Raw genomic sequence first — 22,973 nt, forward strand, 5'->3', positions numbered from 1 at the left:
GAATGTTTAATCATTTATCTTTTGTAAAATGTTCCTTTGTTTCCTGTACCAGCTCCATCACTTTCGGCGTTGTTTTCTTCAGCTCTTTGACTTGCTGATTAACGAAGCCGACTTCATCTGACAGCGTCTGGGCCAGCTGTTTGGCTTCATCAATTTTTGTCATGACATTGTTTTTCAATAGCTCAGGATTGTTTTTGTACAGAGTCATTTTATGCTTGCACGTCATCCATCTCATGCCGCAAGCCTGTCTCGTCGGCTTATGGAGCAAGGATAGCGCCGCGCCTGCCGCAGCTCCGAGAATGACACCTTTCAGCAACCAGCGTTCATTATTCATGATGAACTCTCCTTTCCCTCACAATTGTTTTTCTTCTTGAATGGATGCAAGCAGATGCTCACAGCCCGATCTGATCAATTGGTAGACCTCGTCAAAGTTCCCAGTGTAGTAAGGGTCGGGAACGTCCGCAAGATCTGAATCATCAACGTAGTCAAGCAGCCTCTTGATCTGTGCGGCTTTTTTAAAACCCGCCATGCTTCTCAGGCTTCCGATATTTTCTGCATCCATCGCAATGATGTAATCAAAATCGGTTAAATCCTGTTCGCGCACCTGGCGCGCCAGCATGCCTTCAAAGCTGATTCCTTCTCTGTGCAATATCTCCTGCGTTCCTTCATGCGGAGGATTGCCGACGTGCCAGCCGCCGATGCCGGCTGAGTCTGTTCTGATTTTCCCCTCTAATCCTTTTTTCGCTGCCAAGTCCCGAAATATCGCTTCCGCCATCGGAGACCGGCAAATGTTTCCCAAGCAAACAAATAACACGCTGATCATGTTGCGCAACCTCCCTATTCATTGCCCATATTTCTCTAAAAAGAAACCTTTACCGCTATCTTAGTAGGATGTTCAATCACTTTTCAACTGATGTCACCACTTTTTTGAAATAAATGGCCGAAATGAGAATAGGGTTTTTTTCTGATGGAATTCTGTTAGAATAAAACATACCAAACGCGAAAGAAAGGATGGAATCATTTGTCCAGCCAAAATACAGAAACATTAACTCAAATGATTGAAGAGATATCACAAAAACTGAACATGCTGAATGTCGGGGTTATCAAAGCGGAAGACTTCAGCGACGAAAAAATAGAGGACCTCACCTACCTTCATAAAATGGTGATGAAAAAAGCAGCATTCAGCCCGAGCGAGATGCAGGCGATCGCTCAAGAACTTGCATCACTTCGAAAATAATGGGGCTTGCCGACATCCGGCAAGTCTTTTTTCTTATTGATGAAGATGATTCTTTTTGCTTTCGTTTATTAGGGAGCCGGAAAGACGCGGCAGCAAGGCGCCGGGCTTCCTGAGACCGGCGAATACAGCAAATGACCGAATAAGATTTTGAAGGAGTACTAGAATGAAAACGAAATACGTCAAAACAGCAACCGGAATGTACATCAACTACTTCTTGCTCGGAATGGTCAATATCATTCTCGCATCCAACATGTCCTCCTTAACGAAACAGTGGAATACCGACCCGACAGGCATCAGTTATGTGATCGCGGCTATCGGATTCGGCAAGCTGCTGACATACGGAATATCTGGCGTTTTATCAGATAAAATAGGCAGAAAACCGCTTATTGTGGCTTCCGCCGGAATGATGGCTGTCTTTTTAATCGGTATTCCATTATCACCGAGTTATGAACTTGCGTTTGTGTTTGCTTTATTAGCCGGAGTCGCAAATTCGGCCATGGACGCAGGAACATATCCGGCTTTAACGGAGCTCTTCCCAACTGCTCCCAGCTCGGCGAATGTCTTGGTAAAAGCTTTTATGTCTCTCGGGGGCGCTCTTTTGCCGCTCCTGATTACAGTTTTGGCAGACCATAGCCTGTTCTACGGATATGCATTTTATTTGCCGGCAGCTGTCTATGTGCTGAACATCCTCTGCTTATCAGCGGTTTCGCTGCCAAAAAAACAGAAACAGCCCATCAGCACCGGGCAACAGGGATCTCCTGCTTTCTTATCTGAACCCGACATGAAGAAAGAAGGCGCCGCGCTGATTATCATTGGTTTTACATCAACGGCTTTATTCACAGTATCTCAAATCTGGCTTCCAAGCTTCGCCCAAAAGGCTGCAGGGTTAGCTGAATCAGCTTCCGTACAATTGCTGAGCTACTATAGTATAGGCGCTTTGGTATCTGTTTTATTATTGGCCCTTCTGCTGAACAGATGGGTAAAACCAGTGATGATTACGCTGCTGTATCCGATTATTACATTATGTACGCTTGCCGTTATGCTGACAGTTCACGTCCCAGTTGTACTGGACATCACAGCCTTTTTCTTAGGATTTTCAACCGCGGGTGTGTTTCAAATTACCATTACATTAATGACAGAGCTTTTCTGGAACCGCAAAGGCACCGTCACCGGAATTGTTGCGACAGCTTCAAGTATTGCCTCGATTCTGCTGCCGATCGCCACCGGGCTCATCGCAAAAGCGGGAGGCATAGCCCATATCTTTATGTTCGACTTCGGCATTGCCCTCATCGGAACAGCCTCTGCTGCCTTTTTGTATTACAGATACAATAAACTGACCGCAGGTTCCAAGCTATCATGAAAAAACGGACGTCCCCGCAGGGCGTCCGTTTTTGTTATTTTTCAAGCAGCGCCAAAGATTCGCGGTTAAATGCAGGAATGTCATCCGGCGTGCGGCTGGTGACCAATTGATTTTGGCAAACCACGACTTCCTGGTCGACGACATCGGCCCCCGCGTATTCCATATCTACACGAATGGACGTATAACCTGTCGCTTTTCTGCCTTCCAGCGCTTTAGCAGTAATCAGCAGCTGCGGGCCGTGACAAATCGCAAATACCGGCTTTTTGTCCGTCATAAACGCTTTTGTAAACTGGACGAAACGCTCATCGGCACGAAGCTGGTCAGGTGAAAAACCTCCCGGAATTAATAGCGCGTCAAAGTCGGAAGGGTTTACGTCATCAATGGACGCATCGACTGTGACTTGCGCATTCCCCTGCTTGCCTTTTACGGTTTTCCCTTTTTCATTTTCAATAACGGTCAGCTCATGCCCCGCTTCTTTAAATGCTTTGGCTGGTTCAGTATACTCGCTGTCTTCGAAATAATCTGTCAGCACAACTGCGATTTTTTTACCCATGATTGATAACCTCCCCCTTAATATGTCTACATAAAACACTCTACCCCAGCCACAATATAATAAACATTTTGCAGAGCTGATATACGGTAAGCATAATGACCCAATCCACATCACCCAAAGATGATACATAATACTTATTTTTCTCCCTTTTACAATAATCATAAAGAAACATCTACAAATGCTTACAAAATATTCTTACAATAGAACCAGTAACACAAATTTCGTTGAAAGGTGGAGAACTGGTGAGAATACAGAAAAGACGAAAAGACGTCAGTAACATTCTCCGTATTCTGCTGCCCCCAATTATGATACTTAGCCTAATCCTCCCAACACCGCCCGTTCATGCAGAAGAAAACAAGGCTCCTCAAGTGAATCTCAGTATTTTGGCTACAACTGATATTCATGCCAACATGATGGATTACGATTACTACAGCGACAAAGAAACGACAGAATTCGGGCTTGCCAGAACGGCACAGCTGATCCAAAAGCACCGTGAGCAAAACCCAAACACCCTGCTCGTGGATAACGGTGACTTGATTCAGGGAAATCCGCTGGGCGAATACGCGGTGAAATACGAAAAAAACAACATTATCTCCGGCGCGAAACCCCACCCGATTATCAGCGCCATGAACGCGCTGAAGTATGACGCAGGAACACTTGGCAATCATGAATTCAATTACGGGCTCGACTTTCTCGACGGCACAATCAAAGGAGCCGATTTCCCGATTGTAAACGCCAATGTGAAAACAACTGGCGGCGAACACCGTTATACGCCCTATGTAATTAACGAGAAAACAGTCACAGATGAAAACGGAAACGAACAGAAGATCAAAGTAGGCTACATAGGTTTTGTCCCGCCACAAATCATGACCTGGGACAAAAAGAATCTCGAAGAACAGGTTCGGGTGCAGGATATCGTCGAATCTGCCAATGAAACGATTCCGAAAATGAAGGCAGAAGGCGCGGATGTCATTATTGCCCTTGCCCATACCGGTATTGAAAAGCGGGCGCAATCGTCAGGTGCAGAAAACGCCGTTTTTGACCTGGCCACGAAAACAAAGGGCATTGATGCGATTGTCTCCGGCCATCAGCACGGACTCTTCCCTTCCGCAGAATATGCGGGTGCCGCTCAGTTCGATGTTGAAAAAGGAACCATTAACGGCATTCCGGTCGTCATGCCTAGCAGCTGGGGCAAATACTTAGGCGTCATTGACCTCAAGCTTGAAAAAACAGACGGCTCGTGGAAGGTCGCAGATTCCAAGGGCAGCATCGAATCAATTTCCGGCAGCGTCACATCCAGAAACGAAGCCGTCACAAAAGCCATTCAGCAAACACATCAAAATACACTGGAATATGTCAGAAAGCCTGTCGGAAAAACAGAAGCCGACATTAACAGCTTCTTTGCACAAGTCAAGGACGACCCTTCTATTCAAATTGTGACAGATGCGCAAAAATGGTACGCGGAAAATGAAATGAAGGATACCGAGTATAAAGATCTTCCGATTTTGTCAGCAGGCGCGCCGTTTAAAGCCGGCGGCAGAAACGGTGCCAATTACTATACAAACATTCCGGCCGGGGATCTTGCGATTAAAAACGTCGGAGACTTGTATCTGTACGATAATACCCTCCAGATCGTGAAGCTGACCGGCAGCGAGGTGAAGGACTGGCTCGACATGTCAGCTGGACAATTTAATCATATCGATTCGTCAAAAGGCGGCGACCAGGCCTTGCTGAATGAGAATTTCCGCTCCTACAACTTTGACGTGATTGACGGCGTCACCTATCAGGTCGATATCACAAAACCGGCTAAATACAACGAAAACGGAAAAGTGATTAACGCGGATTCAAGCCGGATCATCAACCTCTCCTATGAAGGCAAACCGATCAGCCCGAGCCAGGAATTTCTCGTAGTCACGAATAATTACCGCGCTTCCGGCGGCGGCGGTTTTCCTCATCTGACGAGTGATAAGATTGTCCACGGCTCCGCAGTTGAAAACAGACAGGTACTGATGGATTACATTATTGAACAGAAAACATTAAATCCAAAAGCCGATAACAACTGGTCGATTGCACCGGTTTCCGGCACGAATTTGACGTTTGAATCTTCGCTTTTAGCCAAGCCTTTTGCGGACAAAGCCGATGATGTCGCTTACGTGAGACATTCATCAAATGAAGGCTATGGCGTGTACAAGCTTCAATTTGACGACGATTCAGATACCGATCCTCCTGAAGGCGGATTATGGGATCTTACCGTCATGCATACAAATGATACGCATGCGCACCTTGATGACGCAGCCAGACGAATGACGAAAATCAACGAAGTAAGAAACGAAACAGACCACAACATCCTGCTTGACGCGGGAGATGTGTTTTCCGGCGACCTGTATTTCACGAAATGGAACGGTTTAGCCGACCTGAAACTGATGAACTTGATGGGTTATGACGCCATGACCTTCGGAAACCACGAATTTGATAAAGGTCCGTCCGTTCTTTCTGACTTTCTCAGCGGGAACAGCACAACTGTCGATCCGGCGAATCGCTATCACTTTGAAGCGCCTAATTTCCCAATCGTCAGCGCGAATGTGGATGTATCAAATGAACCTAAGCTAAAATCATATGTCAAAAAGCCGCAGACCTATACTGCGGGAGAAAAGAAAGAGCCGGGCATCCATCCGTACATTCTGTTAGACGTTGACGGCGAGAAAGTGGCCGTGTTCGGACTGACAACAGAAGACACAGCCACAACATCAAGCCCGGGCAAAAGCATTGTATTTAACGACGCATTTAAAACTGCGCAGAACACCGTGAAAACGATTCAGGAAGAAGAAAAAGTAAACAAAATTATCGCGCTCACCCACATTGGGCATAACCGCGATCTTGAGCTAGCCAAAAAAGTGAAAGGCATTGACTTGATCATCGGCGGACACACCCACACTCTCGTGGATAAAATGGAAGTCGTGGAAAACGACGAACCGACAATCGTGGCGCAGGCAAAAGAATACGGCCAATTCTTAGGGCGTGTCAATGTTGCGTTTGATGATGACGGTGTCGTTCAAACAGACAAATCAAATTTAAGCGTACTGCCGATTGATGAGAATACTGAAGAAAACGCGGGAGCAAAAGAAGAGCTCGATCAGTTCAAAAAAGAATTAGAGGACGTCAAAAATGAAAAAGTCGGCTACACGGATGTGGCCCTTGACGGCCAGCGTGAGCATGTGCGCACGAAGGAAACGAACCTCGGAAACTTCATCGCGGACGGCATGCTTGCGAAAGCGAAAGAAGCAGCCGGCGCCACCATTGCGATTACAAATGGCGGCGGCATCAGAGCAGGCATTGACAAAGGCAAGATCACACTTGGCGAAGTACTGAACGTAATGCCGTTCGGCAACACGCTTTACGTGGCTGATTTGACCGGAAAACAAATCAAAGAAGCTCTTGAACAAGGATTAAGCAATGTGGAGAACGGAGGCGGGGCCTTCCCTCAGGTGGCCGGAATTGAATATACCTTTACATTAAACAACGAACCTGGACACCGTGTGTTAGACGTGAAAATCGAATCGCCTAACGGAGACAAAGTTGATCTGAATACAGATGATACCTACCGCGTCGCAACAAATCATTTTGTCGGCGCAGGTGGAGACGGATACTCTGTCTTTACAGAAGCTTCCCATGGTGAAGACCTTGGCTACGTAGATTATGAGATTTTCACCGAACAGTTGAAAAAGCTTGGTGACAAGGTCTCTCCTAAAATCGAAGGACGGATCAAAGAAGTATTCCTGCCGACAAAGCAGAAGGATGGAAGCTGGACACTCGATGAAGACAAATTTGCGATTTATGCCAAAAATGCCAACAAGCCGTTTGTCTATTATGAAACATCAGAAGGATCACAAGAGAAACCAATCCATCTAAAAATGAAAAAAGACCAAGTCAAGCTATTGAAGGATAGAGAATTAGATCCTTCCCTGACGGTGTTCAACTACTGGTACAGCATGAAGCTTCCAATGGCGAATATCAAAACCGCGAACACTGAAATCGGAATCAAATCTAAGGGAGAATTAAACGTCTCCCTATCAAATGTATATGACTTTACAGTGAAGCAAAAAGGAAAAGAAGTGAAATCATTCAAGGAACCGGTTGAGCTATCGCTTCGGATGTTTGATATTGAACAAGCTCACAATCCTGCCATTTACCATGTCGACCGGAAAAAGAAAACTTTTACAAAGACAGAAAAAGGATCAGTTGACGATGATATGGTGACAGGATACACAAACCACTTCAGCGAATACACGATCTTAAATTCCGGTGCTCACGATAAACCGCCGGCGTTCCCGTCCGATCAGCCGACAGGCGGCGGTGATGACGGCAAGAATGGCGGAGGGTCCGACAATCCAGGCGGAAAGCAGCCGAATGACGGCAAAGGCGGCGATCAAACACCTCCCGGCACTGAACCGACAAATGGATCGGGCGGATCGGGAACCGACGGACCGGCTGGCGGCTTGCTTCCTGACACAGCCACCTCCATGTATTCCATCCTGCTGGCCGGATTTCTGATCAGCGCACTCGGAACAGCATTGTACTTGCATCAGAGAAGAAAACAGAACAGAGCGAATCAGGCATAAAAAAAGCTGCTCGCTTAGCGAGCAGCTTACTTTTTTATACCCATTTCACAACATCTTCAACTGCAGATCTTGTTTTCGGACGAGGGTCTCGCACACGGTAACCGAACGCCACCATAACAGAAATATCAAAGCTTCCGTTTTCCAGAAGGCCTTCTTCTTCAAGAATGCGATGAATTTCATCATATTGGAAGCCTTCCACAGGGCAGGAATCAACGCCGATTTGCGCAGCGGCTGTCATCATGTTGCCAAGCGCAATATAGGTTTGTTTGGATGCCCAGTCAAACAGGGTTCTGTCGCTTTCAAGCAAATGTAAATCGTGTTTCTGGAACTCCTCTGTTTTGCTCAGGTAGCCTTCGTACACGTCTTGCGGCATTTGTTTTACTTCTTTTAAATGACGTTTGATGTAGTCCGCATTATATTTGATGTCCTTCGCTGTACGCGCCAGAATCAGGACGAAATGGCTTGCAGTCGGAAGCTGCTTTTGCGCGCCCCATGTGTATTCGCGAAGCTTTTCGCGGAATTCGGGATTTTGAACAACAACGAATTTCCAAGGCTCAAGGCCGAGTGAACTTGGAGACAGTCTTCCTGTTTCTAAAATAAATTCAAAATCGCTGTCTGATACTTTTTTATTCGGGTCAAATTCCTTTGTCGCATGTCTGAAATTGTATGCGTCCAGAATTTGTTTCTTTACATCTGCCATGTTAAGCACCTCTCCTTTTGGTTACTCTCACTTCTATTGTAGCCATTCTCACAAAAAGTAAAAGTACGCACATTTTTGTATGATAGTATCAATTTTGATACCAAGAGAAAAAAGCGCTCTGCCGCAGGCAGGCGCTTTTTATTTTCCCCGTCGCGCAAAATCGACAAACCTGAATTTGTCCAGACGGTGTCTGCTTTCCGTATATTGAAAGAGACTTGTATCCTCTAAAAAGACATAGTTTCTCACAACCACCATATGGTCATAGCCTCGTAAATCAAGCAATTCCCTGTCCTCATCCGTACACGGCTCGGCCACAATTTCTTTCTGCGCGTAACTGATCGAAAGACCAAGCTCTCCTTCAATATATTCATAAATGGAGTTTTCGCAAATTTCTTTCGTCAGGTGAGGCACATGCTTTCTGAAAAAATAGTCCTTGTCCAAAATGACATGCTCCCCGTCAATCTTTCTTGACCTGATCACTTCCCATATGTCATCATCCGGCTGTGCCCGAAGCTGTTTTTGGATCAGATCTGACGGGGGCACCAGCCCGAATTTGTGAACGGCTGTTTTCGTTTCTTTCCCCAAAGTTTGCGCCAGTTCCTTGAAGCTGACAAGCCCAGAGACCGGAAACTGCATTTTTTCACGGTTGAGAATCACGGAGCCTTTCCCCCTGATTTTCTGGATATATCCATTTTGAGCCAGCATGTGAAGCGCCTTTCGGACCGTTTCTCTTGATGTGCCGTACTGTGCAGTTAATTCATGTTCAGACGGAAGAATCTCCTCCGCCTTCCATCGGCCGTCTTCAATTTGCTGTGCGATGTCTTTATAGATTGTGATAAATTTATTCACCTTCATTTATGACCACCCAGCTTAGTTTAGCACGGTTTTGTTAAATGATAAACAATGGACTCATACGGGCGGAGCGTCATATTCTTCAGTTCTTCTCTCTCTTCATCGTTTGTCAGAAGCACCTCTGCCTTCCACTCGCCGGGCTTCAGCGTGTCCGGCAGTGTAAAGGCTGCCTCCGTCCCGTAAAAATTATTGATGATGAGCAGCTTCTCATTTTCGCCATGTCTCATATACGCAAAAACGTTCAGATCATCCTTTGCGATCAATTCATACGTTCCCTCTGTGACAATGTCATAGGTTTTTCGGATCTGGATCAGCTTCCGGTAGTGATAAAAGACCGAGTGTTTATCCTTCAGCGCCGCCTCGGCATTGATCTCCCGGTAATTTCCGGCGGCCGGTATCCATGGCGTGCCTGTTGTAAATCCGGCATTCGGCGTATCATCCCACTGGACGGGTGTTCTGGAATTGTCACGGGATTTTTCCTGTAAAATGGCTAAAATCTCTTTCTCCGCCATGCCTTTTTTCTTGAAGGCGTGATACATGTTCAGCGACTCGACATCCCGATAGGAGCTGATGCTGGTAAACTTCGGATTGGTCATGCCGAGCTCTTCCCCCTGATAAATATAAGGCGTGCCCTGCATCATATGAATGGCCGTCGCAAGCATTTTTGCTGATTTCACCCGATATGGCCCGTCATTTCCATATCTCGATACAATGCGCGGCTGATCGTGATTGCACCAGAACAAAGCGTTCCAGCCCCCTCCCGCCTGCATCTCCGTCTGCCATGCAGATAAGATCTCCTTCAGCTTCAGAAAATCGAACGGAGCCAAGGCCCATTTTTCTCCGTTTGGATAATCGACCTTGAGATGATGGAAGTTAAACGTCATATCAAGCTCTTCATTGCCGGGATTTGTATATCGGATGCAATGATCTACAGTTGTTGAAGACATCTCACCGACCGTCATGCTGTCATAATGTGAAAACACCTTTTCGTTCATTTCATGCAGAAATTCATGCACCCGCGGCCCGTCAGTGTAAAAGGTGCGGCCATCATCGCCGTTTTCCGCATTCGGAAAGCGCTGGTCTTTTGAAATCAGATTAATGACATCAAGCCTGAAGCCATCAATTCCTTTTTCAAACCAAAAATGCATCATCTCATAGACATGCTTTCTGACCTCTTCATTTTCCCAATTCAAATCAGCCTGTGTGACATCAAACAGGTGCAGATAATATTGGCCTGAGGCTTCGTCAAGCTTCCATGCCGAGCCGCCGAATTTCGATTCCCAGTTTGTCGGGGCTGTGCCGTCTTCGTTCGGGTTTTTCCATATATAAAAATCACGGTATGGGCTGTCTTTTGAAGAAATCGCCTCTCTAAACCATTTGTGCTCAGTTGACGTATGATTGACTACAAGATCCATGACGACTTTTAAGCCTCTTTTGTGCGCTTCAGCTAATAAGCGTTCAAAATCTTCCATTGTGCCGTACTCTTGATCAATCGTGTAGTAGTCACGAATATCATACCCATTATCATGCTGCGGCGAGTCGTAAATCGGCGTTAACCAAAGAACATCCACCTGAAGCGTTTTTAAGTAATCAAGCTTTTCAATCACTCCATTCAAATCGCCAATGCCGTTTCCCGTCGTATCTTTAAAGCTTTTCGGATAAATTTGATAAACCACGGCTTTTTTCCACCATGGTGTTTGTTCTGTTTTCATCTGTCTCCACCACCGTCTTTTTTAATGAAAATGGGAAAAGGGACCGTCAAAAATACGTCCCGCTCCCCTTTGTTATTTACGTTTCAGTCGCGCATAAGCGTATGTTCCGGCAAACGGAACAATCAAGACAATCGCCATCCCGATTGCGAATGCGCCCCAGTACTGGCTCATAATCGAGAAAATGCCGGGCACGCCGCCAACACCGACGGAGCTTGCCAAAACGCCTTGAGATGAGATATACATACCGGCAAGCCCTGAGCTGATCATCGCAATGATAAACGGAAATCTGTAGCGAAGGTTCACCCCGAATATGGCAGGCTCTGTAATGCCCAGATAAGCGGAAATGCCTGATGTTAAGGAAAGGCCTTTTTGTTTCTCGTCCTTTACGATAAACATCATCGCCAGCGCCGCTGACCCTTGAGCGATATTTGACAGCGCCAGCATCGGCCATAAAAAAGTGCCTCCGAGCTTGGAACCGATCAGCTGCAGATCAACTGCCAAAAACGTATGATGCATTCCGGTAATTACCAGTGCCGAGTATAAGCCGCCGTACAGCAGCCCGCCCAGCGCGGCAAATGAGCCGAACACCGAGATAAGCCCCGAAGTTAACACATTCCCGATCGCAAATGTGACCGGTCCGATAATGATAAAGGACGCAAAACCGGTCACGAGCAGCGTAATCGGCGCGACGACTAAAAGCTGTATCCCCTCGGGTGTCCGTTTCGTCAAAAACAATTCAATCTTGGCGAGCAAATACGAAGCGAGCAAAATCGGGAGCACCTGCCCCTGGTAGCCGACCTTCTGCACCTCAAGGCCGAAAAGATTCCATACAGGGATCTCTCCGCTTTGTTCCGCAGCGCCATACCCCCACGCATTCAGTAAATCAGGATGTACGAGCATAACGCCGAGCACAATACCGAGGAGCGGATTGCCGCCAAACCGTTTCACCGCCGACCAGCCGATCAGCGCTGGCAGGAACGTAAAGGCCGTGCCTGCGATTAAATTGATCATATTGGCGAGATCCGCCCACTGCGGGTACACTTGCACAATCGATTTTGTACTGAAGAAAATCCCCTGCGCCGTTAAAATATTGTTGATCCCCATTAAGAGACCCGCCGTGACAATCGCCGGCAAAATCGGAATAAAGATATCTGCAAGCGTTTTCACAGCACGCTGCAAAGGATTCATATTTTTTTCTGAGGCCTTCTTCACGTCATCCTTTGTTGACTCGCCAATCCCCGTTCCCTTGACCAGTTCCGCATATACTTTGTTGACTGTTCCCTGGCCGATCACAACCTGAAACTGCCCGTTTGTCGAAAACGACCCCTTTACAACATCGATTTGATCCAGCACCTCTTGGTCAACCTTGCTTTCATCTATTAACGCGAAGCGTAAACGTGTTACACAATGAGTTGCCGCTGCAATATTTTCAGCACCGCCGACTGCTTCAACAATTTGCCGTGCCGATCTGTTCAGTTCCCCCATGCCAACCCCTCCGTTTGATAACTTGTATATACAACTTATGTCTATATTGTATGCCTGTATATACATGTAGTCAACAACTTTTTATAGCGCTTTCATACTATTCGTAAAGTCATAGAATATCTTAAACAGACAGGGTTGCTCTAAAGAATAAACACGAGAAAGCCCTGCAGCTCCTGCGTAAGCTCGAAGACAAGAAGGAAAGGCCGATTTCTCCCCTCTCAAGGAAAACTCTGACCTTTTTAACAGAAGGCTGCTCAGATTTGTGTTTACAAAGTTGGACTTCGGAAATGTGCATGCGAATGTATTGTATATATCGAAGGAATCGTAAAATCTGAATCTATTCAGGATCACGTCCTCCATCTTTTTTTGCGGCATCTGAGGGATGAAATAAGGAAAACGAAGTATCTCAGCCGATATGCTGTCTATTTCCAGCGTATCGGCTGAGACGAGTTTAGATCTATTATTTTGTGAACGGCAAAATGCCTGATTGTAAAAATAAAAGGCGGCCAAAGGAGAGTCATTGAAGAACCCATCACCGAGTCCATCAGAAACTTTACAGAAAGCCTCAGAGCCAATGCCGCTCTTGCGCTTTCGCGTCAAATCACTTCAGCTTAAAACGATCGCTTTTAAAATCGGCACGAGAACCAAGACCGACATTGTCTTGGCCTATATCGGACGGAATGGCAGATCCGCAGGGCATTGACAAGATGAAAAAAGAATCAAAACAGATAGACTTAACAGAATTAAACCGCCGCTCATTAATGTGGTGATGCGGTCTTGCTGCCTTTGTTCATCTAATTGATCATCAAGAGTAAGACGATGTTGAGCCAAAAACCCTAAGAGTTTTCAGCTTCTTTTGTCTGGTAAACAGCACTCTGTTTCGTTTTTCTTCTATCTTTCAGGTAATACTGTTCAGATGTGAAAAATTCGGTATACAGCGCTTTTACCTTCTTGCTCAATAATAACAGCGCAATCACATTCGGAACGAGAATGAAAACTAACGCTAAGTCCAGAAAGCCCCAGATGGCTTTTGCTCCGCCTGCGGCACCTATGATAATAGCCGCTAAATAAACGAATTTAATCACATGCCCCGACAGCCGTCCGAATAGAAATTCAGCTTGTTTTACGCCGTAAAAGATGACAACCATAATGGTCGAGACAACAAAAAAGACGAGAGAAATCGAAACGAAGTACCCTCCGCCAGATCCGAAATAATGCTGAAATGCAGCCGTAGTCAGTGCTGCCGGGTCACTTGAGGCGTTCTTTCCTGTCCAAACACCGGATGCAAGGACGACAAATGCCGTGGTGGTGCAGATGATCAAGGTGTCAATGACGATGCCGATCACAGACCAGAAGCCTTGTCTTACGGGGTGGTCAGTCATTGCGGCCGCATGTGCAATCGGGGCGGTTCCCATCCCGGCTTCATTAGAATACAGGCCGCGGGCAAACCCCCAGCGGATGGTTTCAGCCAAGGCAGCGCCTGCAAATCCTCCTGCTGCCGAAGAAGAAGTAAACGCATTCGAAAATATGAGAGAGAAAAACGCCGGAACAGATGAAAGATTCATAAGAACAATCAGGAGACCGGCTCCCGCGTATGCCCCTGCCATGAGAGGCACGACAAACTCTGTTACTTTTCCGATCCGCTTAACCCCGCCAATTACAACTAAACCAATCAAAAACGCGAAGCCGATTCCGGCGTATATTTTATTGAAAGAAAACGTTTCGGCAAGAGAGACTGAAACTGAATTCCCCTGAACCATTATGCTTGGAATCAGCTCTACGATCAGTGCAACAGAAAAAAACACACCGAGCCATTTCATGCGCAGCCCTTTTGTTATGTAATACATCGGTCCCCCGACAAATTCACCCTGCTCATTTTTTTCTCTGTAATGAACCGCAAGCACACTTTCTGAAAACTTAATTGCCATAGCAAATAAGGCAACCAGCCACATCCAAAAAACAGCCCCGGGACCGCCAAACATGATAGCCGCAGGCACTCCGACAATGTTCGCCGCCCCAATCGTCGAACTGAGGGCTGATGTCAATGCCTGAAGCGGCGTAACTGTCCCCTCTCCCTTCGGCTTTTTTCCTACGCTGCCGATCGTCTGCTTCAAAATGTATAATGGATAGCGAAATTGAAAAAACTTCAGCAAAATGGTGAAGTACAATCCCGTCCCCGTCAGTAAGATAATCAGCGGCGGCCCCCACAGCCAATCAGATATACGCTCTACCCATTCTAATAGTTGTTCCATCCCATCACCCTTTCCCGTTTATGGGTCAATTCCCCACAGATGGAAAAACATAAACCTTTTAGGGCAGACAGAAATGAGTCAAATTGAGGAAGAAAGGAAGCTGGACGGTGGGTAAAAAACATCGCCTGACAAGGAAAACTAAGTGGAAGAAGGTCTGTTTCGTCCCAGCCGCTCATATACTTGATTCTTATAAAACGATGACGCTGGTTTGGAAAACATGCCTTTTTTGTCGGCAAGCTTATCGAGCATCAGCTGCTTCTCTGATTTTTTTCTTACTAATTGCTCACGTTCCTTTTCGTCATAGCACTTGGAGATTAAATGGTTGAGAGTCATAAGCTCTTTTTTCAGTGCACCCTCATCCTCAGCCATCCCTGCATTTTTTAACATTCGGTATCCCATCCGCAGGGATTCCGGCAAGTGGGCCGCATCATCCTTTGGCAGCGGTTTTCCCATTCCCGGCAGGTTGTCAAATTCTCCGTCTTTGATGGCGCGTTTAATCTTATCTTCAGACACAATATGAGAAAAATCCATCGTCCCACCTCTTTTCATTAATGAACATATTTTATCATACAGCCGCCACAAACCATATTATTCCTTTATTTACAGTAATAAACCTGTTTTTACATCTGGCGATTTCCTAAGAAAACGCTGATTCGACGGCGTTTTTCGCCACTTTTTCCATCGGACGATTTTCACTTTTCTAATCCGCTGATTCGTGTTATATTTGATACGTTCGTTTTTTCTATCGTTTCGCTCGAACTGTGATCGGAAAAAAGGAGTGTAACAATGAAAACATTTATAAAAGAAAGAGGACTGGCCTTCTTCTTAATTGCGGTCGTCCTGTTATGGGTAAAGACGTATGTCGGTTATGTCCTGAACTTCAATTTAGGAATAGACAATACGATCCAGAAAATATTGCTTTTTGTGAATCCGCTCAGCTCAAGCTTATTCTTTCTTGGATTTGGACTTTTGTTCAAGAAAAAATTACAGCAGACAGCCATCATAGTGATTCATTTTTTAATGTCTTTTTTACTGTACGCAAACATTGTGTATTACCGATTCTTCAATGATTTTATTACGATTCCGGTCATTATGCAGGCTAAAACAAACGGCGGCCAACTCGGTGACAGCGCATTTTCGCTGATGAGCCCGACTGACGCCTTTTACTTTATCGATACGATCATTCTGATTATCTTAGCGTTTAAAGTGAACAAGCCTGCCGAGACGTCTAACAAAAAATCATTCCGAATCGTTCTTGCGTCTTCGATTCTCGTTTTCTTAATCAACCTGGCAGTTGCGGAGTCAGACCGTCCTGAATTGCTGACGAGATCATTTGACCGAAACTATCTTGTCAAATATTTAGGAACATACAATTTCACGATTTATGACGCTGTGCAGAATGTCAAATCCAACAGCCAGCGCGCACTTGCCGATTCAAGCGACGTAACGGAAGTTGAGAACTACATGAAAGCCAATTACGATGTGCCGAACAATGTGTATTTCGGCAAAGCGGAAGGAAAAAACGTCATTTACGTTTCACTTGAATCTTTACAGTCCTTTATCATCGACTATAAAATTGATGGCAAAGAAGTGACACCGTTCTTAAATAAACTGGCGCACGATAACGAAACGTTCTACTTTGATAACTTTTTCCACCAAACAGGACAAGGTAAAACATCGGATGCAGAATTTATGATGGAAAACTCTCTGTACCCGCTGGCTCAAGGTTCCGTTTTCGTGAACAAAGCGCAAAACACGCTTCAATCCGTTCCGGCGATTTTGAAGTCTAAAGATTACACATCTGCGACGTTCCACGGGAATACGCAGACGTTCTGGAACCGAAACGAAATGTACAAAGCGGAAGGCATTGATAAGTTCTTCGACTCTGCTTACTATGACATGAACGAAGAAAACACGAAAAACTACGGCATGAAAGATAAACCGTTCTTTAAAGAATCAATGCCGCTGTTAGAAAGCTTGCCGCAGCCGTTCTATACGAAGTTCATTACCCTGTCTAACCACTTCCCATTCGGAATGGATGAGGGGGATACTGACTTCCCGGCTGGAGACTTTGGCGACTCTGTCGTCAACAACTACTTCCAGTCAGCCCATTACCTTGATCAATCCATTGAACAATTTTTCAATGACCTGAAAAAAGACGGGTTATATGATAAATCGGTTATCGTGATGTACGGAGACCACTACGGCATCTCTGAAAACCACAATAACGCGATGGCCAAAGTGCTTGGCAAAGACGAAATTACCGATTATGACAACGCCCAGCTTCAGCGGGTGCCGCTCTTTATCCACGCTGCCGGCGTGAAGGGCGAAAAAGTTCATAAATATGCCGGAGACGTCGATGTGGCTCCAACCCTTCTGCATTTGCTCGGAGTGGATACGAAAGACTACTTGATGTCCGGTTCTGATATTTTATCTAAAGAACACCGTGAAGTGATTCCGTTCCGTAACGGAGACTTTATATCACCGAAGTACACGAAAATATCCGGCAAGTACTATGACACAAAAACCGGTAAACAGCTTGATGAATCTGAGATCGACAAGTCAGAAGACTCACTCGTCAAGAAGGAACTCGAAATGTCCGATAAAATCATAAACGGAGACCTGCTCCGTTTCTACAACCCGAAAGGTTTTACAAAGGTGAACCCTTCCGATTATGATTACACAAAACATGGCGAGGATTCAGAGACATCAACAGAAGACGAAGATAAATAAGAAAAAAGCAGAGAGGCAAGCCTCTCTGCTTTTTTTATTTCACTGCAGCACGTAATTCCTCTGCCGCAAACTCTACATTCGGGCCAATAATGACTTGTACTGATTGCCCGCCCGATTTGACGACTCCTTTTGCGCCTGCTTTCTTTAATAACGCTTCATTTACTAAAGACGTATCTTTCACTGTCAGTCTCAGCCTTGTCGCACAGTGATCAATCGTCTGCAGGTTTTCTTTTCCGCCAAGCCCCTTCAGCATGATGTTTTCATTGACAGACTGCGCTGTGTTCTCGTCCAGCACTTCATCCAAGTCATCATCCTCACGTCCCGGCGTTTTCAAATTCAACGTTTTAATTAAGACGTAAAACACGACAAAGTATACAGCCGCATAGCATATACCTACCAGAAGCAGCAGCAGCGGCTTTTCCGCAATTCCGTAGCTCAAAAGATAATCGATCGCACCGGCTGAAAAAGAAAATCCAGAGCGTATGCCGAGCAAATTAACGATGAATAACGACAGTCCGGTTAAGACTGCATGCACAGCGTATAACAGCGGAGATAAGAACATAAATGCAAACTCAATTGGCTCCGTAATCCCTGTGATAAACGCAGTCAACGCAAAACCAATCATCATTCCCGCCGTTGCCTTCCGTTTTGATGGCTTGGCAGTCATAACCATAGCGAGACATGCCGCCGGAAGACCGAACATCATAATCGGGAAGAATCCCGTCATGTATGTGCCCGCAGTCGGGTCTTTTGCGAAAAAGCGCGCCAAGTCACCTGTCACTCCGTTATATTCGCCGAATTGGAACCAAAAAATATTATTCAGCACGTGGTGAAGACCGAGCGGAATTAACAGCCTGTTGAATAAGCCGAATATGCCCGCGCCGATTCCGCCAAGCCCAAGCATCCACTCCCCAAACGCGTTAATTCCCGATTGAATCGGCGGCCATATCGACCCGAATATTCCTGCTAAAATGATTGTAAAAATAGCGGTGACAATCGGCACAAGCCGTCTGCCGCTGAAGAACCCGAGATATTCCGGCAGTTTTGTATCCTTGAAGCGGTTATAGGTGTAACCCGCAATTAAACCGGCAATAATTCCCCCAAATACCGCCATGTTGTTTGCTTCATTAATCGATTTTGTTGCCGCGTCGAGCATCAGATACGAAATCGCCCCTGATAAACCCGCGGCCCCATTGCTGTCCTTTGAAATGCCGATGGCAATCCCAATCGCAAATATCAGCGGCAGGTGATCAAAAACAGCAGTTCCCGCTTGATAAACAAACGGGATATCGAATAAATCCTCCCTGCCAAGTGCAAGGATAATCCCGACTGCAGGCAAAACCGCAATCGGGAGCATAAATGACTTTCCAAGCTTTTGTAAAAATGAAAGCATACCCATCCCCCTCTTACCCTTTTTTAAAAATATACCATACAAGATATCTAGTGATCTATACCAATTTTCCCGGCATATTTCTTTTTTCCCAGGTTCGTGTGTTTCCTATTCTAGAGCCAATTGTGGTAAGCTTAAACTAGATTATTTAAAAAGAAAGCGGGAATGACAGATGATTGTAACAAACGATCAAGAATTAGAAGGCCTGAAAAAAATCGGCAGAATCGTCGCGCTGGCGCGTGAAGAAATGAAACGGAAAGCAGAGCCCGGCATGAGTACAAAAGACCTTGACCTTATCGGAAAAGCGGTGCTTGACGAGCATGGCGCTGTTTCGGCTCCGCAAAAAGAATACGACTTTCCTGGTGTTACATGCATCAGCGTAAATGATGAAGTGGCGCATGGTATTCCAAGCACATCCACTATTTTAAAAGCCGGAGATCTTGTGAACATTGATATCTCTGCTGAATTCGGCGGTTTCTACTCCGATACAGGCATCTCGTTTGTGCTCGGTGAAGGAGAAGAACGCCTTCACAAGCTATGCCAATGCGCGGAAGATGCCTTCCAAAAAGGGCTGCAGCAGGCAAAAGCCGGCAAGCGCCAAAATCAGATCGGGAGAGCCGTTTATCATGAAGCACGTTCTAAAGGATTTACCGTCATTAAAACCCTGACCGGCCACGGAATCGGCAGAAGCCTTCACGAAGCGCCGAACCACATCATGAACTATTATGATCCATTTGATAACGCGCTTTTCAAAAACGGCACCGTGATCGCACTTGAACCATTCATTTCAACAAAAGCGGAAACCATCGTCGAAGCTGGAGACGGCTGGACCTTTAAGACGCCGGATAAAAGCATGGTCGCCCAAGTTGAGCACACCATCGTCATCACCAAAGACGAGCCGATTATCCTGACAAAGCTGTAAAAGCACATTTGGTATGTTTAACCTCCTCCTTTTACAGGTAAATCATCACTATTCTGCAGGAGGAGGCACCGTAAATGAACAGAGATCAAGAAAAAATCCAAATTGAAAACGAAATGAATGCAATGCATGGAACAACAAAAGAAGAAGCGTTAAAAGACTTTGAAGAATTTAAAGACTACCTGAAAAAACAAGTTAACCGAGGCAAAAAATTAGGATTAGATGACGGCAAACTTGTCAAAAGCGCTGGGATCCTGGGAGACTACCTCGCAAAGCATGAAGAACCTCAAAACGGTGAAGAAATGCTGCTGCAGGAGCTTTGGAGCGTTGCGGATGATGATGAGAAAAAACATTTGGCACAGCTGTTGGTCAAATTGGTTGAGAAACAATAAATACCTAAGCCGGGCGTATGCCCGGCTTCTTTATATTGTCACAAGCCCGGCCCATCCAGATATGCTACACTAGGATTAATGTCTGTGAAAGGAGCCATTGTCCGCATGTGGTTTATTATTTTAGGAATTGTCTTTTTCATTGAAGGCATCATCATGACCGTTTTCGGCGTGAAGAAAAAAAACGGGATGCTTACATATATCGGTATTGTGTTCAGCATCATGACCCTTGGCATTGTCATGCTGAAACTCACCGGGCATTAAATCATATTCAGCGTTTACTCCGCATATACATACAGAAAGAAGTTTCGCATCACTAGTGCGAAAGACTCAGTTTTTCCCGCATCTCTTTTCAGCATCTTTTAATAGATGTTACAATGCCAATCGTTTGGTCAATCAGATAGGGAAAGGAGTTTTCTGACATGCATTACGGCAGTAAAGGCTGGTATGTAGCAGAATTAAAAAAGCAGGGTATCACGAAATATGAAGGAAGAAAGCTTCAAAGCTATAAAACCTATTTTCTTGCCAACCTGCTTGAAACAAAGAAAAAACAATCCTGACATGGTAAAGCCGCGCACGTTTAGTTGCGCGGCTTTTTTATTGAATCGGAAGCAGCCTGTCCCGTTTTTTGATAAAGGAAGATCTCCAGCTTTCCGACAATGCTTCTTCACTTAATATCCGTTCAATGGCGGCAAGATTTTTTGTGTCATGGTATTTGATATGGTTTGCGAATTGGACGGATATGCCTTTTTCGCCTCTGGACAGCAGGTCGAGCTTGGCGCCCGGAGCAACCCTGCCCTCTTCCAGCACGCGAAAATAAAATCCCGTATATCCGGTTTGCTGAACTTTCAGCACCATATCCTTTGCACCGAACTTTTTGGCAAGCTTTATACACGGCTGACGCGGCTGGCTGACCTGAACAACGGCGTCATCGAGCTGAAAGACATCGCCTATGCAAACGTCCTCCTCAGTCAGGCCTTGCACCGTGAGATTTTCACCAAACGCGGCGCTCGGGAGCGGTCTTGAGAGAAACTCCGCCCAAAACGGATAGTGCTCCGCCGGATAGACACAGACAGCCTTATCAGGGCCGCCATGATTGACGAGATCCGCTTGTCCGTCTCCCTCAAAATTCTCCCGATACAGCATCACTGCGGAATCTGCCGGCCGCTTCATAATGCCGGTCTCTATTTTCTTTCCGTCATATTCAAGCGTCTTCGGCTTTCCCAGATTAAGAGAAAGAATGGAATAATGAGCTGGTGTCATACGAACACATCTCCTTTACAGGATATAAAATGATTGATTATCATAAAAAGAAAAGGTGGTTTTTTACATGCTTCAATATCGAATCGTTGCAGACGGCCGGGTTCAAGGTGTCGGTTTCCGCTACTTTGTTCAAGCGGAAGCCGATAAGCATAAACTCACCGGCTGGGTCAAAAACCGTGATGACGGGCGTGTCGAGATTTTGGCCGAAGGGCCGGAAAACGCCTTGCAATCATTTCTTGAGGCCGTGAAGAAAGGCAGCCCCTTTTCAAAGGTTACCGGCATCTCTGTCACTGAATCCAGCAGCCTTGAAGGCCATCACCGGTTTTCAATTGTCTATTCATAAGGTTTATCCTGATAAAAGTAATTCGGCTTGACGATTGTATTGTCATAAGACCGGTGAAAAATATGTGTGGAGGCGGGTGAAATCGGCGGTATCAGCCACGTCCAGTCACCCGTCAGCTTTCTGCCCGCTTCTTCCTCCTGTTCTTCAAACCGTTTAAACTGGCTTGCAGCCGTGTGATGATCGACGATGCTGACGCCGTGCTTTTTATACGAGTGCAAGACAGCTTTATTCAATTCAACAAGCGCCTGATCCTTCCATAAATCCGTATTGTAATCAGCAGCGATGCCGATCACGGACGCCACTTTTTTCAGCATGTCGTACCGCTTCACATCTGCCAGGTTTCTTGCTCCGATCTCCGTCCCCATATACCAGCCGTTAAACGGTGCGGCATTATAATGAACGCCCCCGATCTCAAGCCTCATATCCGCAATAATCGGCACGCCGTACCATTGCAGCTTCAAGTCAGAAAACGCTTCGAATTCCGGGTGGGTCAGCGGAACTTCTATCACCAGTGAGCGGGGCAGCTCATACCAGACCGGCTGCTTATCACCCTTCATGCGGAAAATAAGGGGAAGAAGATCAAAATCGGTCCGCTCTCCGCGCCAGCCGAGCTGTTCACAGGCTGCGGTGAGAGAACGGGAAGCAGGATCGCCGATTCTTTCTCCGTCTGACTCATATCCCGCGTACCGGATCAGCTGATGATTCCAGATCTCGACTTGCTTTTCGCCCTTCTCTTCCGGAGGGAAAATCGTAATGGTCGGCCTGATTTTCCCGTTATTTGTGGCGGTTTCAATGTGATGAAACAGAGCGTCCCGTACTTCTTCTTTTGTCCGGACGTCACGTCTGTCAATGACATTCAGCGAATTCCAGAACAGTCTGCCGATGCAGCGGTTGCTGTTTCTCCAAGCCATTTTCGCCCCGTGCGCCAGCTCTTCCTTTGTATGGTCATAGCTTCCAGTCCGGTCAATCTCACTTTTAATGTCATCGAGACGGTCTTGCATTTCCTCCTCCTTTCCGAGTTCCTGATAGCAATTGGCAATAAACGCTTTCGCTTCGTTCCAGAGTATTTCTTTATCTTCCAACAAACTCTCTCCTCCAAATCGCATTCTGCTTCTCATTGTATCGTTTTTGAGCGGGAAGACAAATGATTTTTCTGCATCTTCTTG

22 protein-coding genes are annotated in these 22,973 nt (G+C 46.0%); 10 read left to right on the top strand and 12 right to left on the bottom strand.

What is annotated here, in order from left to right:
- Positions 1-10: 10 nt before the first annotated feature.
- Together M1D69_RS17000 and M1D69_RS17005 are read right to left on the bottom strand one after the other, a co-directional pair.
- Positions 11-334 carry a hypothetical protein gene (locus M1D69_RS17000; RefSeq protein WP_458105422.1) on the bottom strand — a complete coding sequence of 108 codons (324 nt, stop codon included), beginning with the start codon at positions 332-334 and terminating at the stop codon, positions 11-13.
- Between the two features lie 18 nt (positions 335-352).
- On the bottom strand, positions 353-823 hold the full coding sequence (locus tag M1D69_RS17005; RefSeq protein WP_059291648.1) for a low molecular weight protein-tyrosine-phosphatase: 471 nt from the start codon (positions 821-823) through the stop codon (positions 353-355).
- Between the two features lie 198 nt (positions 824-1,021).
- On the opposite strand from M1D69_RS17005, the gene M1D69_RS17010 reads away from it, so the two are divergent.
- Together M1D69_RS17010 and M1D69_RS17015 are read left to right on the top strand one after the other, a co-directional pair.
- On the top strand, positions 1,022-1,237 hold the full coding sequence (locus tag M1D69_RS17010; RefSeq protein WP_044163637.1) for a DUF1128 domain-containing protein: 216 nt from the start codon (positions 1,022-1,024) through the stop codon (positions 1,235-1,237).
- Between the two features lie 163 nt (positions 1,238-1,400).
- On the top strand, positions 1,401-2,597 hold the full coding sequence (locus M1D69_RS17015; RefSeq protein ID WP_458105421.1) for an MFS transporter: 1,197 nt from the start codon (positions 1,401-1,403) through the stop codon (positions 2,595-2,597).
- Between the two features lie 34 nt (positions 2,598-2,631).
- Here M1D69_RS17015 and M1D69_RS17020 read toward each other — a convergent pair whose 3' ends face one another.
- Complete coding sequence (locus M1D69_RS17020; RefSeq protein WP_059336024.1) at positions 2,632-3,150, bottom strand: type 1 glutamine amidotransferase domain-containing protein; 519 nt, start codon at positions 3,148-3,150, stop codon at positions 2,632-2,634.
- Between the two features lie 242 nt (positions 3,151-3,392).
- Here M1D69_RS17020 and M1D69_RS17025 point away from each other — a divergent pair, with 242 nt between their 5' ends.
- On the top strand, positions 3,393-7,769 hold the full coding sequence (locus tag M1D69_RS17025) for a multifunctional 2',3'-cyclic-nucleotide 2'-phosphodiesterase/3'-nucleotidase/5'-nucleotidase (protein ID WP_458105420.1): 4,377 nt from the start codon (positions 3,393-3,395) through the stop codon (positions 7,767-7,769).
- Between the two features lie 34 nt (positions 7,770-7,803).
- Here the strand turns inward: M1D69_RS17025 and M1D69_RS17030 are convergent, their stop codons facing one another.
- The 4 genes from M1D69_RS17030 to treP form a co-directional block, all read right to left on the bottom strand.
- Entirely contained in the window at positions 7,804-8,469 is a 666-nt protein-coding gene (locus M1D69_RS17030) for an NAD(P)H-dependent oxidoreductase (RefSeq protein ID WP_044163631.1), read from the bottom strand.
- Positions 8,470-8,607: 138 nt separating this feature from the next.
- Positions 8,608-9,324: a trehalose operon repressor gene (gene treR, locus M1D69_RS17035; RefSeq protein ID WP_024120578.1), complete on the bottom strand. Its 717-nt coding sequence runs from the start codon at positions 9,322-9,324 to the stop codon at positions 8,608-8,610.
- A 20-nt stretch (positions 9,325-9,344) separates the two neighbouring features.
- Positions 9,345-11,033, bottom strand: a complete 1,689-nt coding sequence (gene treC / locus M1D69_RS17040; protein ID WP_458105419.1) for an alpha,alpha-phosphotrehalase — start codon at positions 11,031-11,033, stop codon at positions 9,345-9,347.
- Between the two features lie 72 nt (positions 11,034-11,105).
- Entirely contained in the window at positions 11,106-12,518 is a 1,413-nt protein-coding gene (treP, locus tag M1D69_RS17045) for a PTS system trehalose-specific EIIBC component (protein ID WP_458105418.1), read from the bottom strand.
- Positions 12,519-13,038: 520 nt separating this feature from the next.
- Between treP and M1D69_RS17050 the strand changes: the two genes are divergently transcribed.
- On the top strand, positions 13,039-13,221 hold the full coding sequence (locus M1D69_RS17050; protein WP_458105417.1) for a hypothetical protein: 183 nt from the start codon (positions 13,039-13,041) through the stop codon (positions 13,219-13,221).
- 133 nt (positions 13,222-13,354) lie between these two features.
- Here M1D69_RS17050 and M1D69_RS17055 read toward each other — a convergent pair whose 3' ends face one another.
- Together M1D69_RS17055 and M1D69_RS17060 are read right to left on the bottom strand one after the other, a co-directional pair.
- Positions 13,355-14,770: an alanine/glycine:cation symporter family protein gene (locus tag M1D69_RS17055; protein WP_458105416.1), complete on the bottom strand. Its 1,416-nt coding sequence runs from the start codon at positions 14,768-14,770 to the stop codon at positions 13,355-13,357.
- A 138-nt stretch (positions 14,771-14,908) separates the two neighbouring features.
- A complete protein-coding gene (locus tag M1D69_RS17060) occupies positions 14,909-15,301 on the bottom strand; it encodes a DnaJ family domain-containing protein (RefSeq protein ID WP_044163616.1) in 393 nt (130 codons plus the stop codon).
- 255 nt (positions 15,302-15,556) lie between these two features.
- On the opposite strand from M1D69_RS17060, the gene ltaS reads away from it, so the two are divergent.
- Entirely contained in the window at positions 15,557-17,503 is a 1,947-nt protein-coding gene (gene ltaS / locus M1D69_RS17065) for a lipoteichoic acid synthase (protein ID WP_458105415.1), read from the top strand.
- A gap of 34 nt (positions 17,504-17,537) precedes the next feature.
- Here the strand turns inward: ltaS and nagE are convergent, their stop codons facing one another.
- Positions 17,538-18,896 carry an N-acetylglucosamine-specific PTS transporter subunit IIBC gene (nagE, locus tag M1D69_RS17070; RefSeq protein ID WP_458105414.1) on the bottom strand — a complete coding sequence of 453 codons (1,359 nt, stop codon included), beginning with the start codon at positions 18,894-18,896 and terminating at the stop codon, positions 17,538-17,540.
- Between the two features lie 169 nt (positions 18,897-19,065).
- Between nagE and map the strand changes: the two genes are divergently transcribed.
- From map to M1D69_RS17090, 4 genes are all read left to right on the top strand, one after another.
- Complete coding sequence (map, locus tag M1D69_RS17075; protein ID WP_024120572.1) at positions 19,066-19,815, top strand: type I methionyl aminopeptidase; 750 nt, start codon at positions 19,066-19,068, stop codon at positions 19,813-19,815.
- A 74-nt stretch (positions 19,816-19,889) separates the two neighbouring features.
- Positions 19,890-20,204 carry a DUF3243 family protein gene (locus M1D69_RS17080; protein ID WP_458105413.1) on the top strand — a complete coding sequence of 105 codons (315 nt, stop codon included), beginning with the start codon at positions 19,890-19,892 and terminating at the stop codon, positions 20,202-20,204.
- Between the two features lie 105 nt (positions 20,205-20,309).
- Complete coding sequence (locus M1D69_RS17085; RefSeq protein WP_458106123.1) at positions 20,310-20,465, top strand: hypothetical protein; 156 nt, start codon at positions 20,310-20,312, stop codon at positions 20,463-20,465.
- 158 nt (positions 20,466-20,623) lie between these two features.
- On the top strand, positions 20,624-20,761 hold the full coding sequence (locus tag M1D69_RS17090) for a YflJ family protein (protein WP_010333376.1): 138 nt from the start codon (positions 20,624-20,626) through the stop codon (positions 20,759-20,761).
- Between the two features lie 37 nt (positions 20,762-20,798).
- Here M1D69_RS17090 and M1D69_RS17095 read toward each other — a convergent pair whose 3' ends face one another.
- The gene (locus tag M1D69_RS17095) at positions 20,799-21,464 is read right to left on the bottom strand and encodes an MOSC domain-containing protein (RefSeq protein ID WP_458105412.1); all 666 of its coding nucleotides are present in this window, start codon (positions 21,462-21,464) and stop codon (positions 20,799-20,801) included.
- A 67-nt stretch (positions 21,465-21,531) separates the two neighbouring features.
- Between M1D69_RS17095 and M1D69_RS17100 the strand changes: the two genes are divergently transcribed.
- Positions 21,532-21,807 carry an acylphosphatase gene (locus M1D69_RS17100; RefSeq protein WP_010333374.1) on the top strand — a complete coding sequence of 92 codons (276 nt, stop codon included), beginning with the start codon at positions 21,532-21,534 and terminating at the stop codon, positions 21,805-21,807.
- On the opposite strand, the gene nosA is transcribed toward M1D69_RS17100, so the two are convergent.
- Positions 21,798-22,889, bottom strand: coding sequence for a nitric oxide synthase (nosA, locus tag M1D69_RS17105; RefSeq protein WP_458105411.1), 1,092 nt, complete (start codon positions 22,887-22,889; stop codon positions 21,798-21,800). The two genes, M1D69_RS17100 and nosA, sit on opposite strands and share 10 nt — an antisense overlap.
- Between the last annotated feature and the right edge of the window lie 84 nt (positions 22,890-22,973).

The sequence above is a fragment of the Bacillus sp. PK3-037 genome, from assembly GCF_054161355.1.

Bases quoted from the DNA above. Each gene is read 5' to 3' on its own strand.
- nagE (WP_458105414.1), bottom strand. From the start codon at position 18,896: ATGCTTTCATTTTTACAAAAGCTTGGAAAGTCATTTATGCTCCCGATT.
- M1D69_RS17090 (WP_010333376.1), top strand. From the start codon at position 20,624: ATGCATTACGGCAGTAAAGGCTGGTATGTAGCAGAATTAAAAAAGCAG.
- M1D69_RS17015 (WP_458105421.1), top strand. From the start codon at position 1,401: ATGAAAACGAAATACGTCAAAACAGCAACCGGAATGTACATCAACTAC.
- treP (WP_458105418.1), bottom strand. From the start codon at position 12,518: ATGGGGGAACTGAACAGATCGGCACGGCAAATTGTTGAAGCAGTCGGC.
- treC (WP_458105419.1), bottom strand. From the start codon at position 11,033: ATGAAAACAGAACAAACACCATGGTGGAAAAAAGCCGTGGTTTATCAA.
- M1D69_RS17100 (WP_010333374.1), top strand. From the start codon at position 21,532: ATGCTTCAATATCGAATCGTTGCAGACGGCCGGGTTCAAGGTGTCGGT.
- M1D69_RS17080 (WP_458105413.1), top strand. From the start codon at position 19,890: ATGAACAGAGATCAAGAAAAAATCCAAATTGAAAACGAAATGAATGCA.
- M1D69_RS17095 (WP_458105412.1), bottom strand. From the start codon at position 21,464: ATGACACCAGCTCATTATTCCATTCTTTCTCTTAATCTGGGAAAGCCG.
- M1D69_RS17085 (WP_458106123.1), top strand. From the start codon at position 20,310: ATGTGGTTTATTATTTTAGGAATTGTCTTTTTCATTGAAGGCATCATC.
- M1D69_RS17060 (WP_044163616.1), bottom strand. From the start codon at position 15,301: ATGGATTTTTCTCATATTGTGTCTGAAGATAAGATTAAACGCGCCATC.
- M1D69_RS17005 (WP_059291648.1), bottom strand. From the start codon at position 823: ATGATCAGCGTGTTATTTGTTTGCTTGGGAAACATTTGCCGGTCTCCG.
- map (WP_024120572.1), top strand. From the start codon at position 19,066: ATGATTGTAACAAACGATCAAGAATTAGAAGGCCTGAAAAAAATCGGC.
- ltaS (WP_458105415.1), top strand. From the start codon at position 15,557: ATGAAAACATTTATAAAAGAAAGAGGACTGGCCTTCTTCTTAATTGCG.
- M1D69_RS17030 (WP_044163631.1), bottom strand. From the start codon at position 8,469: ATGGCAGATGTAAAGAAACAAATTCTGGACGCATACAATTTCAGACAT.
- treR (WP_024120578.1), bottom strand. From the start codon at position 9,324: ATGAAGGTGAATAAATTTATCACAATCTATAAAGACATCGCACAGCAA.
- M1D69_RS17020 (WP_059336024.1), bottom strand. From the start codon at position 3,150: ATGGGTAAAAAAATCGCAGTTGTGCTGACAGATTATTTCGAAGACAGC.
- M1D69_RS17000 (WP_458105422.1), bottom strand. From the start codon at position 334: ATGAATAATGAACGCTGGTTGCTGAAAGGTGTCATTCTCGGAGCTGCG.
- M1D69_RS17055 (WP_458105416.1), bottom strand. From the start codon at position 14,770: ATGGAACAACTATTAGAATGGGTAGAGCGTATATCTGATTGGCTGTGG.